Source organism: Flavivirga spongiicola, from assembly GCF_030540825.1.
Lineage (GTDB): Bacteria > Bacteroidota > Bacteroidia > Flavobacteriales > Flavobacteriaceae > Flavivirga > Flavivirga spongiicola.
Genome location: NZ_JAUOEO010000001.1, coordinates 4279045 through 4296299 on the forward strand (window position 1 = coordinate 4279045; position 17255 = coordinate 4296299).

14 protein-coding genes are annotated in these 17255 nt (G+C 32.8%); 7 read left to right on the plus strand and 7 right to left on the minus strand.

Annotated elements, in window-relative coordinates; translation table 11 throughout:
* Positions 1–466 precede the first annotated feature (466 nt).
* Positions 467–3754 carry a VPS10 domain-containing protein gene (locus Q4Q47_RS17135; RefSeq protein WP_303307862.1) on the minus strand — a complete coding sequence of 1096 codons (3288 nt, stop codon included), beginning with the start codon at positions 3752–3754 and terminating at the stop codon, positions 467–469.
* A 175-nt stretch (positions 3755–3929) separates the two neighbouring features.
* Here Q4Q47_RS17135 and Q4Q47_RS17140 point away from each other — a divergent pair, with 175 nt between their 5' ends.
* Complete coding sequence (locus Q4Q47_RS17140; protein WP_303307863.1) at positions 3930–4487, plus strand: ExbD/TolR family protein; 558 nt, start codon at positions 3930–3932, stop codon at positions 4485–4487.
* Positions 4488–4512: 25 nt separating this feature from the next.
* Here Q4Q47_RS17140 and Q4Q47_RS17145 read toward each other — a convergent pair whose 3' ends face one another.
* From Q4Q47_RS17145 to Q4Q47_RS17170, 6 genes are all read right to left on the minus strand, one after another.
* Positions 4513–4935: a 3D domain-containing protein gene (locus Q4Q47_RS17145; RefSeq protein WP_303307864.1), complete on the minus strand. Its 423-nt coding sequence runs from the start codon at positions 4933–4935 to the stop codon at positions 4513–4515.
* 432 nt (positions 4936–5367) lie between these two features.
* Positions 5368–6243: a sterol desaturase family protein gene (locus Q4Q47_RS17150; protein WP_303307865.1), complete on the minus strand. Its 876-nt coding sequence runs from the start codon at positions 6241–6243 to the stop codon at positions 5368–5370.
* 2 nt (positions 6244–6245) lie between these two features.
* Complete coding sequence (locus Q4Q47_RS17155) at positions 6246–7169, minus strand: sulfurtransferase (protein ID WP_303307866.1); 924 nt, start codon at positions 7167–7169, stop codon at positions 6246–6248.
* Between the two features lie 747 nt (positions 7170–7916).
* On the minus strand, positions 7917–8390 hold the full coding sequence (locus Q4Q47_RS17160; RefSeq protein WP_331497749.1) for a hypothetical protein: 474 nt from the start codon (positions 8388–8390) through the stop codon (positions 7917–7919).
* Positions 8387–9607, minus strand: coding sequence for a sulfite oxidase (locus Q4Q47_RS17165; protein ID WP_303307867.1), 1221 nt, complete (start codon positions 9605–9607; stop codon positions 8387–8389). The genes Q4Q47_RS17160 and Q4Q47_RS17165 overlap by 4 nt, the downstream gene beginning before the upstream one ends.
* Positions 9608–9890: 283 nt before the next feature.
* Entirely contained in the window at positions 9891–11867 is a 1977-nt protein-coding gene (locus tag Q4Q47_RS17170; RefSeq protein WP_303308491.1) for an alpha-ketoacid dehydrogenase subunit alpha/beta, read from the minus strand.
* Positions 11868–12027: 160 nt separating this feature from the next.
* Between Q4Q47_RS17170 and Q4Q47_RS17175 the strand changes: the two genes are divergently transcribed.
* The 6 genes from Q4Q47_RS17175 to Q4Q47_RS17200 all read left to right on the plus strand — a co-directional run bounded on the left by Q4Q47_RS17175 (position 12028) and on the right by Q4Q47_RS17200 (position 17175).
* Positions 12028–12978 carry an isopenicillin N synthase family dioxygenase gene (locus Q4Q47_RS17175; RefSeq protein WP_303307868.1) on the plus strand — a complete coding sequence of 317 codons (951 nt, stop codon included), beginning with the start codon at positions 12028–12030 and terminating at the stop codon, positions 12976–12978.
* Between the two features lie 85 nt (positions 12979–13063).
* Positions 13064–13393 carry a translation initiation factor gene (locus Q4Q47_RS17180; RefSeq protein ID WP_303307869.1) on the plus strand — a complete coding sequence of 110 codons (330 nt, stop codon included), beginning with the start codon at positions 13064–13066 and terminating at the stop codon, positions 13391–13393.
* A gap of 2 nt (positions 13394–13395) precedes the next feature.
* Complete coding sequence (locus Q4Q47_RS17185; RefSeq protein ID WP_303307870.1) at positions 13396–14337, plus strand: DUF1835 domain-containing protein; 942 nt, start codon at positions 13396–13398, stop codon at positions 14335–14337.
* Entirely contained in the window at positions 14327–15196 is an 870-nt protein-coding gene (locus Q4Q47_RS17190) for a nucleoside phosphorylase (protein ID WP_303307871.1), read from the plus strand. The genes Q4Q47_RS17185 and Q4Q47_RS17190 overlap by 11 nt, the downstream gene beginning before the upstream one ends.
* 13 nt (positions 15197–15209) lie before the next feature.
* Positions 15210–16079, plus strand: a complete 870-nt coding sequence (locus Q4Q47_RS17195; protein ID WP_303307872.1) for a substrate-binding domain-containing protein — start codon at positions 15210–15212, stop codon at positions 16077–16079.
* An 85-nt stretch (positions 16080–16164) separates the two neighbouring features.
* Complete coding sequence (locus Q4Q47_RS17200; RefSeq protein ID WP_303307873.1) at positions 16165–17175, plus strand: redoxin family protein; 1011 nt, start codon at positions 16165–16167, stop codon at positions 17173–17175.
* The last annotated feature ends 80 nt before the right edge of the window (positions 17176–17255 follow it).

Here is a 17255-nt window from a genome sequence, read left to right on the forward strand (position 1 = left end):
TGTGAATTTGGTTAGTTTATTTGGACATCTGTAATTATTCGTCACCCATTAAGCTTAGCAATAACGAGTCCATCAAAAATTTAAGTTCCAAAATATTTACAGTAGGATCTGTAATTCATTTAAGTATAACTGCAAGTATTTCTTCTTTATTTTATGATAATTACCTTCCGCTATGTTCGTCTATACTTTATCCCATATATCAGAAATCTAAATCAAAAGTAAGCCCTTGTAAACGAAAACTTGTGGTTAGTAACATGCTTGCTTAGTATAGGTTTATATATAAAAAACTTACATAAATATAGTTAATTTTTCTTACATAAGATTATTTATATGTTATTTTTCACTCAATGAATTTAGTAAGAAGCTAAAAGTAGACACCTTTTTAGAAAATAGCTTTCCTATGCGTATTAAAAAAGGGATGCCATTTATTTACATCCCTTTTATCACTAAATTATGTCGTTATACTCTAGTTTTTAGGTGATTCCATTAATCGGCCTGGGGTATATGGAGCTCCAACTTCTTTTAATAATTTCTCTAACGTTTTAATATCGACTTCATAAAGGGTATCTACTTTCGCTTTTATACCAGCAAACTGAGATTTTGCTATTTTAAAACTATTTAAATGTGTTTTTGTAGGTGATGACGTTGAATACTTTTGCTGATAAGCAATAGCTCCCAATCTACTTGAGGTAGGCAATTTTTGGTCAATATCTAAACGTGTTTTAAGAGGGTCTCCATAAAGTGAAATACGAATCTCTTTTAATTGTCCTTCAATATTTAAAACTGATTTTGTTAGTTTATCAATAGGATAATCAGCTATTTTAATAGCCTCTTTTATATGCTTTAACTTATTAGTTATTTGATTTATTTTATCACCACTAATACTCATTTCGGTATGCAAGGCATTGACTTCTCTTTGAAAAGCAACTTTAGCAGATCTATCAGCTGCAGGCAATACGGTATTATTTAATGCTTTAACTTTAAAGCTTTGTGGTGCTACTAATAAACTCATATCGCCGTCACTTAATAAATGCATTTCTACAGAATAAGTACCAGGATTCACTAAAGTAGCTATCTTTTTTCCTGCCCAGGGGTTGTAGTCATTTGACTGGTTCAAATCTATGGGTTTATCATAGTCATATCTTAAATCCCATTGCAAACGTTGAACGCCTTTTTTAGGTCCTTTTAGTATTTTTTTTACCACATTTCCTGCTTCGTCTTTAATAATAAAAACCAATTTAGGTGCTATTTCATTTTCTTCAGCTTTTAAAGTTTCATAGCTTGGGTATGGTGTATCGTTAAGACCTTTAATCAGTTCCTTTTCTTTTTCCTGACGAACTTCCTTTAAAGACTTATAAGTATCTTTATAAAAGTAAGTTAGTGTTAATTCTGGCCCTAAATTTTCAGCACTGAAAAAATTATGTCCGTTAAATGATTTTTCTGAAAGCCCTAAAGGATTACTTTCTTCCCACATAAGTGCATCACGAATCGGATAAATGATAGCTGTTTCTTGCTGTTCTGTGTTTTCAATATGTCGTAGCGACGTATAATCATCTAAAATATAAAACCCTCTTCCAAAAGTTCCTAAAACCAAATCGTTCTCTCTTCTTTGTATAGCTATATCCCTTACAGCAATTGTTGGTAAACCTGTTTCTAACTTTTTCCAACGTGCTCCAGAGCTAGGAGAAAAATAAACACCAAACTCTGTACCACAAAAAATTAAGTTTTTATCTACATGATCTTCTTCTATAGCATAAACACTTCCTCTTACTGGTAAGTTATTACTAATAGACTTCCATGTGTTTCCCTGATCGTTAGATTTAAATATATAGGGCTTAAAATCTCCATATTTATGATGATTAAATGCCACATAGATAACATTTTTATCGTGCTGGGACAGGTATACATTATTAATATATGACTGCTTTGGTGCCCCGGGAATATGATCTATTCGTTTCCATGATTGCCCCCCATTATTTGTTATTTGAATTAAACCGTCATCTGTCCCAGCTATCAATAAATTTTCATCAAGTGGTGATTCAGACAAAGCAACCACAGACCCATAAATAGAGGTTGACGCATTTTTAGCAACAGCATCAATACTCACAACACGGTCATAAACTCTAAGCGTATTTCTATCTAATTGACGTGTTAGATCGTCACTTATAACTTCCCAACTGTTTCCGTAATCATCCGATTTAAAAACCTTGTTGGCTGCAAAATATAATCGTTTTGGATTATGTGTACTAATGACCAAAGGGGCATCCCAGTTCCATGTATATTGATTTTCATTTTCTCTTTCTGTAGGTTTAATTCCAAGTTGTTCGCCACTAATCTTATCGTATCTAACGAGTCCACCGTATTGTGACTGTGAGTATACAATATTAGGGTTCGATGGATCAATTTGTGTTTCAAATCCGTCACCTCCTGTTGGAATGATCCAATCCTGATTGGTGATTCCGTGATTTGTAATCACACGCGAAGGGCCTCCTAATGTTGAGTTGTCTTGCGTTCCACCATAAACATTATAAAATGGCGCATCATTATCTACCGATACTTTATAAAATTGTGTTATTGGAAGGTTTTCTTTAAAATCCCAGTGTTTTGCTGCATCAAAAGTTTCAAAAATCCCGCCATCTGTACCTACTAACCAATGCTTCGTATTTGTAGGGTCTATCCATATGGAATGATTATCTACGTGCTTGTAAACCTCGCCTGTTTTCTTAAAAGATTTCCCGCCATCATGACTAACATGCAACCAGGTATCCATCGCATAAATAGTTTCAGAATCTAATGGGTCTGTCATTATTTCCTGATAGTAATTCCCACTAGTTACATAACTACTTCGCTTTTCCCAGCTAGAGCCTCGATTTGTAGATCTATAAAACCCACCTTTTTTGTTCGAAGCTTCTACGATGGCATAAAGAATTTCCGGATTAGATTGCGATATAGACAACCCTATCCTGCCTAATTCTACATCAGGTAATCCTTTGTTTATTTTTTCCCAAGTAGTACCACCATCAACACTTTTATGAATTCCAGAACCTGGGCCCCCGCTTACATAAGTATAAACATGTCTTCTTCTTTGGTGTGTCGTTGCATAAATAACGTTAGAATCCCGAGGATCCATAACCATATCACTAACCCCGGTATGTTCATCAACATGTAAAACACGATGCCATGTGCTTCCGCCATCCGTAGTTTTATATAATCCTCTTTCTCCTCCTTTACTCCATAACGGACCGATAGCTGCTACATAAACAATATTGGAATCATTAGGATCAACAATAATTTTTCCAATATGCTCAGAGCTTTTTAAGCCCATATTTTCCCAACTCTGTCCACCATCTGTAGACTTATAAACACCATCGCCGTAGGCCACCGAACGTTGATTGTTATTTTCTCCTGTACCAACCCAAATAACATTAGAATTATTAGGATCTATAACGACATATCCTATAGAGTATGAACCTTGACTATCAAAAATAGGCTGATAATCTACCCCTGCATTTACTGTTTTCCAAACCCCTCCAGATGCAGTAGCCACATAATACTCGAATGGGTTATTAGGGTTTACAGCTATTTCTGAAATTCTTCCCGAATTTACTGCTGGACCAATGTTTCTCCATTTTAATCCTTGCAAATTAATAGCATCTAAAGGTTGTTGTTTTTCTTTATTTCTTTTTTGCGCATGATTAAAATGCGTTACAAAAAATGCTAGCAAAAAAGCAACAATAATGTACTTTGTTCTCATTCTATTTATTGGTTAAAATTATAAACGATGTACAAGGTTATAAATTAAGAAAGGAATACATTTTTTTATAACATTTATTTAACAATTAGTAAATACTTGTCTCTCTTGGTAGTACATAATATTGTGGTATTGTTTTTGTGATTTTGTTAACATATTAACATTTAAACATATAATTATGAGACATTCAAAATTAATCCCTGAAGTAAATGCAGGATCTATGGCAGACATTGCATTTTTATTACTCATCTTTTTTCTTGTAACGGCAACCATATCTTCCGATGAAGGTATAAATAGACTACTTCCAAAAGAATGTCCTCCTGGTGAGGCTTGTGATGGTATAATAGCAGAACGCAATATACTGCGCATTCTAATAAACGATGATGATGAAATCATGATTGAGAATAACGTCATCGCAATTATTGAATTAAAAGAGATCACTAAAAACTTTTTAGATAATAATGGCGATAATACCTGTAATTACTGCAATGGTGTAAAGGCCTCAGATGCATCTGATAATCCTAAAGAAGCTGTAGTATCCTTACAAAACGGTAGACATACATCTTATAAACAATTTATAGCTGTACAGGATGAACTCTCGAAAGCTTATTACGAATTACGAAACACTTATAGTATGAATGTGCTAAGAAAGCCTTCAGACAAACTATCAAAAGAAGAGCTAAAGCAAGTGAAAGACGCCTATCCTTTTATACTTTCTGAAGCAGAAACGAAATAAAAAAAAGGTCTTTAATAGGTGTTATCTATTTTTCTTTAGGAATACCATAGGTTATAGACACTTTTTTCTTGCCCCAATTTCTTGCTGCTTTTACATCGGTTCCCATATAAATATCTATGCGTTTTTCCCAACGCGCATTCATTTTGTCTTTAACCAAATAAATACTATCAAAGCCTTCAATTTTAACAGGAGTATTATGCTTAAGTCCCATTTTTAGTAAATCTCTGGAGACGGCAATACATCTCATTCCAGGAACTAAACTATCGCCAAAAGCTCCTATACTTGGATTAGAATTTGTTTGATAAGCTAATGAATTGTAAGCTGATGCTGTAACATTTATAGTTTTCCACTCATAAAGACCTTCATCTCTTTCTCTTACTTTTTCATTTTCTTTACAATTAAAAAAGCCTAAAATGATAATTAGTATGATATATTTAGGTATAAACATAGAATAAAAACATATTGTAGGTTAATCATATAAATTGATAACGCAGAAGCATGAAAAAAGTTATTATAACCTTAAAATGATTGCTTTATATTAAAATTTATCGTTTTGAAATAAACTGGTTCTTACGCCTTACTTTGGTGATCTTAATATTGACACAATATTCAAGTCGTTGTTTTTTTAATAACTTAACTCAAATAACCTTGCCGCATTGAGTACTATCTTAATATTTTATTATGTTTTTGATCTACCTGCTATTCCTGCAAAAGCAGGAATCCACTGGTTTACAAAATCATCTCATGCAATAAAATCACATCTCTGGTTTATCTTTATGTATAAATAGTAATAACCAAATCAATGAATTGGCTTATTTACTCTTCAAGTGGATTCCTGCCTTCGCAGGAATGACAAACTTATGCCTCCTCTTTCTCCAGTTTAATCGTTTCTCTTAAATCCATAAAACAACTGCGCAAAAAAGTTCTTAGGCATTTTTGTATCATTAGTATAGCCCAAAACTATTTTCCCTCCAGCTTCTGGGATATAGTTTGTTTTAAAAATATAATCCCAAAGACTTAAACTAATACCAAAATTAACGCCATAATTATGTTCTTTTGGTAAAGTATATGCATGATGATACAAATGCATAACGGGATTGTTAAATATATATTTTAAGGGGCCATAGGTGAGCTTAATATTAGCATGGTTTAAATGCCCAATGGCAATGGCTATAAAATGTATAATGAAAGCTTGCTCCGGTTCAAAACCACCAAGTAACATCACAGCGAATATTTTGAGGGGTTTATAGAAGATATTTTCCATCCAATGGTAACGTAAATGAGCTGCAAACCCCATTTCTTTAACAGAATGATGTACTTTATGAAAACGCCATAAAAAATTAAATCTATGTAATAATACATGCGTAAACCATTGCACAAAATCTGATACCAAAAAGAAGATTAATAATTGACCCCACACAGGCAACTCTTTTAGGTTTAGCAAAGCGACAGATTTCATAGTAATTCCTATACTAAAAAAAAGTTGCTCTAAAACTGCATAAACGCCACTTATAATAATTGCAAAAACAAAGAAATTGAAGAACATATAAACAGCATCTAGCCAAAAATCTTTCCTGAAAACTGCTTGTTCTTTTCTCCAGGGAAATAGGATTTCTAATAGCCAAACAACTATAGATATAACAACCAATCCCCAGAAATAATTAGTATACCATGGAACCTCAAAAAGTATAGATTTCCATGTCCAATCTACGGTTCCTAAAAAGGCATTTTTAAAAGCTTCTATATAAGTATTCATAATTATTTAAATAAGGTTGTTATGGTGTCTTGTTTAAAAGGTAAATCTCTATTGAAACTCCATTCTACCCAGGAACCATCATAATTTTTTACATTTTTAAAACCTAATAATTCTGTTAGAACAAAGGTTGTATGGGCGGACCGGACTCCGGTATGACAATAAACATAAATTTCTTTCTCCCAAGTAATTCCTTTTTGCCGGTATAATTCCAACAAGTCCTTGTAAGGTTTAAACTTTTGGGAAGCATTAAAATCTATGGTATGAGACCAGTCTAATAATATACTATTTGGAATGTGGCCGCCTCTACTCGCTCCTCTTTTTTGGCGTTTTCCAGAAAATTCATCATCTGTCCTTGTGTCTAAAAGAATTTTATTATCATCAATTATAAGAGATTTTATATCTTCTAAATCTGCGTATAGAGACATATTGTTTTCAAGCGGAAATTTAAAATTTGAAGTATCATATTTTACAACTTTAGAAGTTAACCTTCCTTTTTTATGTTTCCATTGGGTTAACCCTCCGTTCAAAATTTTGACACTATGAAACCCATAATTTTTTAAAACCCACCATAAACGGGATGAATCACAACCCCCATTGTCATCATAAATGACAATTTCATCTCCATTTTTAATTCCCAATCTACTAAAAAGATCTTCAATTTTAGTTCTACCGGCCATAATTCCTTTATAAGGAAAGGAATCATCTTCAATATCAGTTCTCCAAATATTTACGGCATTAATAATATGCTCTTTTGAAAATATGTCTGGTTTTCTAAAATCAATTATTTTAATATTTGAAGATGCATGTAAAACTTTTAAGTCTTCACACTCCATAAGATGTTTTGTGCTATAATAATCAGGTTTGGTAATAATGGGAGCTTTTGAAACATCTTCAAATTGAGATTTTGTTTCTTTTTTACAAGACATGAAGCAAATTAGCAGAGATAGTATCTTATACCAAATAAAGAATTTCTTGAAACCAACTATCTTCAGGACAGAGCCACAGAGGTATTTCGCTGGTTTCATTTTGACCACAAGGTCAAAAATCGAAATTCTGTATTTTACCTCACCCAGAATTGCCTTTTTTGGCAATTCTGACCTCTCCAAAGGAGAGGCTAATAGGAAACCCCGACCCAAGGGTCGGAGAATTTTTAGATCAAACCTTAAAATAACATATGTAATTCGTGTCTGTTTCACTTATATTTCTTCATAAAAACATGTGCTCAGCTTCCTATCTGTAGGTAAACCGGGTATAGAACACAACTTTAACTCAATGTTATTAAGTTAAGGGAATTATTTTACTTTGTCACGTTGAACACAGTCGAAACACTATTTAAGAATAAGAATTTAAATATCTTCGACTGCGCTCAGACTAACATTTTTGCTTTTAATTTAATGACATTAAACTTTAGCTATGCTTAATTTTTTTTTTTGACTTATCTAAGCAAAAAATAATTGCTCACTTCATTCTTATTAGAAAGTATTGAGTTCGTGAAAGCCATAGAGGTATTTCGCTTGTTTCATACCCAATCAAGTTGAGTACAAAGTTTTGGTCTTTCTGATCAAAAATCGAAATTCTTTTATTCAGATTCCCATTTTCACGGGAATGACGATCCTGCCGGCAGGCAGGTTCAACGGAAACCCCGAGGCAGAACCTCGGAGAATTCTTTTCGATTAATTCTCTAAATCATACCATTCTACATCTTCTAAATTGTCACGCCTTCCTTTCTCCTCAGGAGCATAATTTTTAGCTAAATAGTTAACAATAATGGCCTCATTATTTCCTAAATCCCATAGGTTTTGAGTTTCTTGCATCCAGCGAATAATACTTATCCAGCCTTCTTTATTCGCTCTGTTTTGAGTTACTAATTTTGCTGAATGGCAAGGTGTACAACTTACTATAACGGTTTGAAGCCCTTCATCATCTTTGAAACCTGTTCCTAAATGGATGCCATTTTCAATTTTATCAAAATCCTCAGCTTCAACATAAGTTTCTGTTATTTCCTTTTTATCAAATATAAGAAATGATGGGTTTATCATTTTGTACATAATCCCTCCTGAGCCCATAATTAATATGCCAAAGAAAAGAGCTAATCCTAAATAAATCCGTTTTACTTTATTCCTAAATTCCTGATCTTCCATCATCATTTAACCTTAATAGCTATTCTATGACACGCATTATTTAAATACCCTTTTGGGTTCCACCCGGGTAATAACATAGGCTGGCTAACGCCATTAGCACCTGTAGCCTTCCCCCAAATTTCATAATAACCTTTCTTTGGGAATTCAATGGATGCACTAAAATGCTGCCAAGCTAAACGGTTTAAAGGCTTTTCTAACTTACAAGGATACCATGTAGCTCCAAAATCTATAGAATATTGCATACTTTCAACCTGTAATTCTCCTGCCCATGCATGGCCTCTAATATTAAGTGTTTTTCCTTCATCAATCATAGCTCCGGATTTAGGATAAGTAATTAAAGACTTTACTGGCATACTTTCGATAATGCACATATCTTCATCTTTTACTTTTTCTCCAGGCGCTACGGGCTTACAAGGCACTCTATATGCTGGTGCTTTCATTTTTGTACCATCATGTACTTTATCTCTAACACTTATTCTCTCTACCCATTTTCCTGAAGCTGATGCTGGCCAACCGCCAGCAACTAATCGTAATGGGTAGCCATGAGCAAGTGGGATGTCTTCACCATTCATCTTAAAAGCAAGTAAGGTCTCTTCCTGAAGTGCTTTATTCATTGGAACACCTCTTGAAATCGGTTCCTTTTCCGGATCTCCGCTTAAATGAGTATCTGCTGCATGATAGCCAATGTAAACAGCATCATCTTTAATACCAACATCTTCTAAAACATCTTTTAGTCTAACACCAGTCCATTCTGCACAAGAAACTGCTCCAACAGTCCATTGATTGCCTTTTGCCGGTGGATTAAACTCACTTCTACCATTACCGCCACATTCTAATGTTAATTGATAGGTATAGTTTTTAAATTTACTTTTTAGTTCTTGAAGTTTATATGTTTTTGGAGCAGAAACAGATTCGCCATCAATGGTCAACTCCCAATTAGCAACATCGATATTTTTGGGTATGATGCCATTATTTCTTATAAACATGTATTTATTGGGTGTAATTTTATCATCCAATAAATGAGCCTTTGCCTCTATATTCCATGGTTTATCATTCAACACCGTCATGCCTTTATCCTTATTAAAGAGCTTATATGGATCTGGATCTTGTAACACAATTGGTGTGTAATTTTTAGGCATTGAAGAAGAAAATACTATGTCTGTACCAATGAGTGATGCCGCAGTACCAAGAAAAGTATTTCTTATAAACTTTCGTCTTTTCATGTGTATATATCTATTGTTTTTTTAATTGTCATACTTCGACTGCGCTCAGCACAGGCATGTAACATCCATATAATCATTGTCCTTGAATATCTAACTTTTAGTTATGGATGTTTCATAAAAAGGAGTCATTAATTTTTGTAAAAACTACAATTAATAAATTGCTATGATTGTAACAAAAGTTACATGATGCTATTTTAAATTAGAATGTAATACCAAATAGACTTCAAAATAATCGATTAAATTTATTATCAATCATTTATAAATTCTCTTTGTATAAATAACGTTAATACTCTAAAAGCGTTTTCAATGCTTCTTCAAACGTATTTTTAGGTAGATATTGTGTTTCTAATTGACTAGCGAATGGTATAGGCGTTTCCATACTAGCGACACGCTTTACCGGGGCATCAAGAGATTCAAAACAGTGTTCCATAATTAATGCCGAAATATCACTTGCAATCCCACCAAACAAAGAGTCTTCTTGTAAAACAATCGCTTTTCCTGTTTTTCTAACCGACTCATATATGGTATCAGTATCTAAAGGCTGGAGTGTTCGTAAGTCTATAACATCTGCTGAAATTTCAGGGTTATTTTCCAAAGTCTCTAAAGCCCAATGAACAGCAGCTCCATAACTAATAATTGTAACATGATCCCCTTCTCTAATCACAGATGCTTTTCCAAAAGGTAATGTGTAGTAATCTGTTGGAACTTCCTGACGAATACTTCTATATAAACCTTTATGTTCAAAAAACAAAACAGGATTCGGATCATTGATTGCTGTAGCTAATAGTCCTTTTGCATCATAAGGAAACGCAGGATAAACCACTTTTAAACCTGGTGTTTTTGTAAACCAGGCTTCGTTAGTTTGCGAATGAAAAGGACCAGCAGCGACACCACCCCCACAAGGCATTCTAATAACTACATCGGCTTGTTGTCCCCATCTATAATGAGACTTAGCCAAATAATTAACAACTGGATTAAAACCTGAGGAAACAAAATCTGCAAACTGCATTTCAACAACACTTTTAATACCTGCTATAGATAACCCCATAGCAGTTTCCACGATGGCAGATTCACAAATAGGTGTATTGCGCACACGTTCTTTTCCAAATTGATCAACAAACCCATCAGTTATTTTAAAAGCACCTCCGTATTCAGCAATATCTTGCCCCATAATAACCAAATCTTCATGTTGCTCCATACTTTGTTTTAAGCCATTAGAAATAGCATCAATAAAACGTATCTCTTCCGAATTACTTTTTTTCGTAACTTCCTTATATTCATATTTATAGTACACATCATTTAATTCATTTGTTTTACCTGAAATAATATCAGATTCTGCAAAGGCAAGGTCTAAATGCTTATTGATTTCTTCTATTATAGTAGCTTTAATTGTAGTGTTTTCAGCATTATTTAAAATACCATTATCTTTTAAAAAGGTTTCAAAATTTAAAACGGGATCTTTTATAGCCCAGGCATCCATAAGCTCTCTGGGAACATATTTAACACCACTAGCCTCTTCATGCCCACGCATTCTAAACGTTTTAAATTCTAATAAAATCGGTCTGGGATTTTCTCTTACACTATGCGCTAATTCACTAACTTTTTTAAAAACTTCAACAATATTATTCCCATCAATGATATGAGATTCCATACCATAACCTAAACCTCTATCAGCAATATTCGCACAATTGTATTGTTCTTTTGTAGGTGTAGATAATCCATAACCATTATTTTCAACACAGAATAAAACAGGTAATTTCCATACGGAAGCTACATTCAAAGCTTCATGAAAATCGCCTTCACTTGTACCACCTTCCCCTGTAAAAACAGCTGTTACTTCATTTTTATTTTTCAATTTAGAAGCTAAGGCAATACCATCTGCAACCCCTAATTGTGGTCCTAAATGAGAAATCATTCCAACTATTTTATATTCTTGTGTTCCAAAATGAAATGATCGGTCTCTACCTTTTGTAAACCCGGAAGCTTTCCCTTGCCATTGTGCAAACAATCTATTTAACGGAATTTCGCGAGACGTAAACACTCCTAGGTTTCTATGCATTGGTAAAATATACTCGTCGTTATTTAAAGCCATTGTAACGCCTACAGCAATTGCTTCTTGTCCTATACCGGAAAACCATTTGCTTATTTTTCCCTGACGTAGCAATATAAGCATCTTCTCTTCTATTAGCCTCGGTTTTAATATGCTTTTATACAATTGTATTAATACTTCTTTATCAAGATTTTCAATATTATATTCCATATTAACTGAAGTCAATTCTGTATTCATAAATTAAATATATTACTTAATCAAATATAGTATAAAAAGACAAAAACAATATAAAAGTTATATAAATCCCAGTACACCAAACTTTACAATGTTTTTGTACATTTGTAATACATCTATAATTAAATTACAACTTATGACTAGTATACCAAGTGTAGATTTAAGTGATTTCATCTCTGACGACCCTACTAAAAAGCAGCAATTTGTAGATGCTATTGGGAAAGCGTATGAAGATATCGGTTTTGTAGCCTTAAAAGGCCATTTTTTAGATGATACATTAGTCGAAAACTTATACACGGAAGTAAAACAGTTTTTTAGTTTGCCAACCGAAACTAAGCAGAATTATGAAATACAAGGAATTGGTGGTCAACGCGGTTATGTGTCTTTTGGAAAAGAAAGCGCTAAAGGTAAAAAAGAAGGTGATTTAAAAGAGTTTTGGCATTTTGGTCAATACGTTGAAAATAATCCTAAACTTGAAGCAGAATATCCAGAAAACGTAATCGTTAATGAGCTTCCAAAATTTAATGATGTAGGTAAAGAAGCTTATAAAATGCTCGAAAAAACAGCTAAATATGTTTTGCGTGCATTGGCTTTACATTTAGGTATTGAAGAAACTTATTTTGATGGATTTATTCATAACGGTAATTCTATTTTAAGACCCATTCATTACCCACCAATTACAGAAGAACCTAAGGAAGCTGTTCGAGCGGCTGCACATGGAGACATTAATCTGATAACATTATTAATGGGAGCTCAAGGTCGTGGTTTACAAGTACAAAACCATAAAGGTGAATGGGTAGATGCCATTGCGCAACCCGATGAACTCATGATTAATGTAGGAGATATGCTCTCTAGACACACCAATAACAAATTAAAATCTACCATACATCGAGTTATAAATCCTCCAAAAGAACTTTGGGGAACATCACGCTACTCTATTCCATTTTTTATGCACCCCATAAGTGATATGAAACTAGATGTATTAGAAGGCTGTATTGACGAGAATAATCCTAAAGCATTTGAAGATATTACAGCTGGTGAATTTTTAAATGAACGATTAATAGAATTAGGGTTAATAAAAAAATAGTCAGCAATATTCAGTAGCTAGTTAGCAGTTTCTTACTCTGCTTTTTTTGACTATACACTGAAGGCAGAAGACTAAAGACAAAAAAATGGATTTACAAGACCAATTAAAAAACCTGTTTCCAGATCATGTTCAAACAGAATCTGTTGAAAACACTAGTGAAGCTTCTAAAATATGGATGCAAGACGATCCTATTATTTGCAAATATGAAAAACGCAAAGGCAAGCCAATTACTATATTAGAAGGCTATACTGGAGCTAATCAAGATTTTAAGGCTTTAGCTAAAGAGATTAAAACATCTTTAAGCGTTGGTGGTAGTTTTAAAGACGATAAAATTATTATTCAAGGTGATTATCGTGATAAAATAATGAAAATGCTTCAAGACAAAGGCTTTAAAGTAAAACGCGTTGGAGGATAATTATGAGCAAACAACCTCTTCATATTACTAATGGTAACGTTTTGACTGATTATCTAAATGAATTAGATATTGTTGGTAAAAAACTTACCTGGCAAGAAATGCTTTGTGAAGGACCAACTATTATAGAGGTAAATTCTAAAAAATTTTTAGATGCCAGAAAATCATTTTTTAGTGAGTTTTATGATATTGATTTGGATACAGACCAAATTAAATCTGAATTAAATAAACTGAATGATTACAAAGAATACTCTGAAATTATCCTATGGTTTGAATATGATCTATTTTGCCACGTTAATATGATTGCAGTTATCAATCTTATTCTACAAAAGAAAATCGACCTTCCAATATCTCTTGTTTGCAGTGGTAGAATAAAAGGCAGCAAAATATTAAAAGGTTTATCTGAACTTAATGCAGAGCAATTAATAGATCACTATAAAAAAAGAGTGAAACTAAATCATAAAGATTTAGATTTGGCTAAAACCTTATGGGGTATTTATTGTGGCAAAGATCACAACTTACTAAAGCCTTATATCGTAACAGAATCATCATTCGAATATTTAAGTAACTGTTTAAAAGCACACCTAGAGCGTTTTCCTGATTTAATATATGGTTTAAATGTATTAGAAAAAAACATCATGGAGATTGTTAAAAACAACAGTATAAAATCTAAGCATCATTTATTAGGCTATGTGCTTAACTATCAAGGATATTATGGCTATGGAGACCTTCAAATTTCTAGAATTATAGAAAAGTTGAGTGTGTTTTTCACAAATGAAGAACAGCATATAACTCTTAATAGGAAAGGTCATGAGGCATTATTAGGTCAGCATAATGTTGCCATGGAAATTGATAACAACATGGTTTATGGAGGGCTTAAAAAATTTGATTTCCAATTTAATAAGAAGCAAAATAAACTCGTAAAAACTGTACTAAATGCCTATTAAGGAATCCGAATTAATATTAAACCCAAATGGGAGTATTTATCATTTGAATTTAAAACCTGAAAATGTTTCTAATACTATCATTTTGGTTGGTGACCAAAATCGTGTCGAAAAAGTATCAAAACATTTTGACAGTATTGAATTTTCAACTCAAAAACGTGAATTTAAAACTCACACAGGACACTATAAAGGCAAACGCATAACTGTTATTTCTACTGGAATTGGACCAGACAATATAGATATCGTTCTAAACGAATTAGATGCGCTTTTTAATATTGATTTAACTACAAAAATCCCAAAACAGACCATTACAAGTTTAAATATTATTAGAGTAGGCACATCTGGTTCGCTACAAAAAGATATCCCTATAGACTCGTTTCTTTTAAGCACTTTCGGCTTAGATCTTAATGGTATGTTACATGCCTACCAAATAAACACCATTAACAATCCTGATATTGAAGCCGCTTTTATAAAGCAAACAAACTGGCATGAGCATAAAGCGAAACCAATCGTTATAAAAAACAGTGATTTGCTCGAAAAGCAATTTGAAAGTAATAAAACTCATAAAGGATTAACTGCTACGGCTGGTGGATTTTATGGTCCCCAAGGGCGTGTTTTAAGGTTACCTGTCCAAGATGCTAACCTAAATAATAAAATGGACACCTTTAATTTTAAAGGCACACGTATAACCAATTTAGAGATGGAAACATCTGCTATATATGGTTTAGCAAAATTATTGGGACACCATGCCTTATCACTAAATGCTATAATTGCCAACAGAGCTTCTGGAACTTTTAGCAAAAACCCTTCAGAAGTTATTGAAAACCTTATAAAATATACACTCGATAAAATTGCGGATTAATAGTATTGATTTAATGAAGAAAGTAAATATTGGTGGCGTACCAGAGCATTTTAACTTAGCATGGTACTTAACACTAAAAAACGGGGATTATAAAAAGGAAAATATTAATTTACGTTGGCATGATTACGCAGGAGGTACTGGAGCCATGTGCAAAGCGCTTCGAAACAAAGAGATTGATATTGCCGTTATACTTACCGAAGGTATTGTAAAAGACATCATAGATGGTAATCCTAGTAAAATTGTACAAACTTTTGTGCAAACCCCTCTAATTTGGGGAGTTCATGTCGCTCATAATTCATCTTATAAAACCATAGAAGATTTAAAAGGAATGAAGGCCGCAATAAGCAGATATGGTTCAGGCTCGCATTTAATGGCTTATATTAATGCTGAAAATAATAAATGGGATTTAAAAAAGGATCTAGATTTTGAAGTTATAAAAAATTTAGATGGTGCTGTAGAAGGATTAACTACCGGGAGAGCAGATTATTTTTTATGGGAAAAATTCACAACAAAACCGCTAGTTGATGATGGAATCTTTAGGCGAATAGATAATTGTCCTTCACCATGGCCTTGTTTTGTAATTGCTGTACGAGAAGATTTTATCGAATCTAATAAAGATGATTTAGCAACAATTTTAGAAATTATTAATAACACAACTTCAGAATTTAAAGAGATACCGAGTATAGACAAAACAATTGCAAATCGATATGGGCAGCAGCTCGAAGATGTACAAGAATGGTTAAATATTACTGAATGGTCTCAAAATTTAATTGACAGACAAACGATCATGAATGTGCAAAAACAATTGCATGCTTTAAATATTATACCCGAGATAGTAGATTATAAAAAATTAACTATTTCTTCATCCTTAAACGGTAAATAATTGAAATCAATTACATAACAAAATGTTAATAATTAACATTCTTTTGTATAAAAGTTTATTTTTGATTGAATAATAAACTAAAAAAATGAAAAAAATACTTTTTTTAGCATTTGCAGTAGCTATAGTTGCTTGTGAAAATGCTCCCAAAGACTATGTGACTTTCTCTGGTAAAATTACCGATAAGAATAGTGATTCCTTAGTAGTTAGAACACGAACATATTCAAAAACCATTAAAGTGAATGAAGATGGTACATTTAGCGATACTTTAAAGGTGGTATCTGGCGTTCATAATATTTTTGACGGCAATGAGTCTACAAATATGTTCCTTCAAAATGGGTTTGATATTAATTTAACTCTTGATACAAAAGAGTTTGATGAAACTGTTAAATATACAGGTACTGGTGCCGAAACTAGCAATTACCTAGCGGAAAAATCTTTATTACAAGAAAGCCTTTTTACACCAGATTTATTAGATTTAGAAGAAGCCGCATTTAAAACTAAAGTTGGTGAAATTCAAAATAAACTAACTGAGCTTGTAGAAAAAAATAAAAATATTGACTCTACAATTTATGCAAATGAAAAAGCAGGCTTAGAAAAACTTAGTGAAAGTCTTTTAGCTAGTTACACCCAACAAAAAAACAGAGCTTCCCAATTAGCTGATTTTATAGGTAAGCCATCTCCCAATTTTGATAATTATGAAAATTATAAAGGAGGAACAACATCATTGGCAGACTTAAAAGGAAAGTATGTTTATATCGATGTATGGGCTACTTGGTGTGGACCTTGCAAAAAGGAAATTCCTTTTCTTAAAGAAGTTGAAGGCAAATATCACGGTAAGAATATTGAGTTTGTTAGTATTTCTATAGATAACCAAAAGAGTCATGACGCCTGGAAAAAAATGGTAACTGATAAAGAATTAGGTGGTGTACAATTATTAGCTGATAATGATTGGAAATCAGAGTTTGTTCAAAATTATAAAATTCAAGGTATTCCTCGTTTTATTCTTATAGACCCAGCTGGCAATGTTGTTAATGCAGATGCACCAAGACCATCCAGCCCAAAACTAATCGAATTATTTACATCTCTAAATATTTAAATTACTGAATAATTAAATAAAAAAGGTTTGGAAGTCTTGTAAGACTTCCAAACCTTTTTTATTTGTTATTAATATTTTAT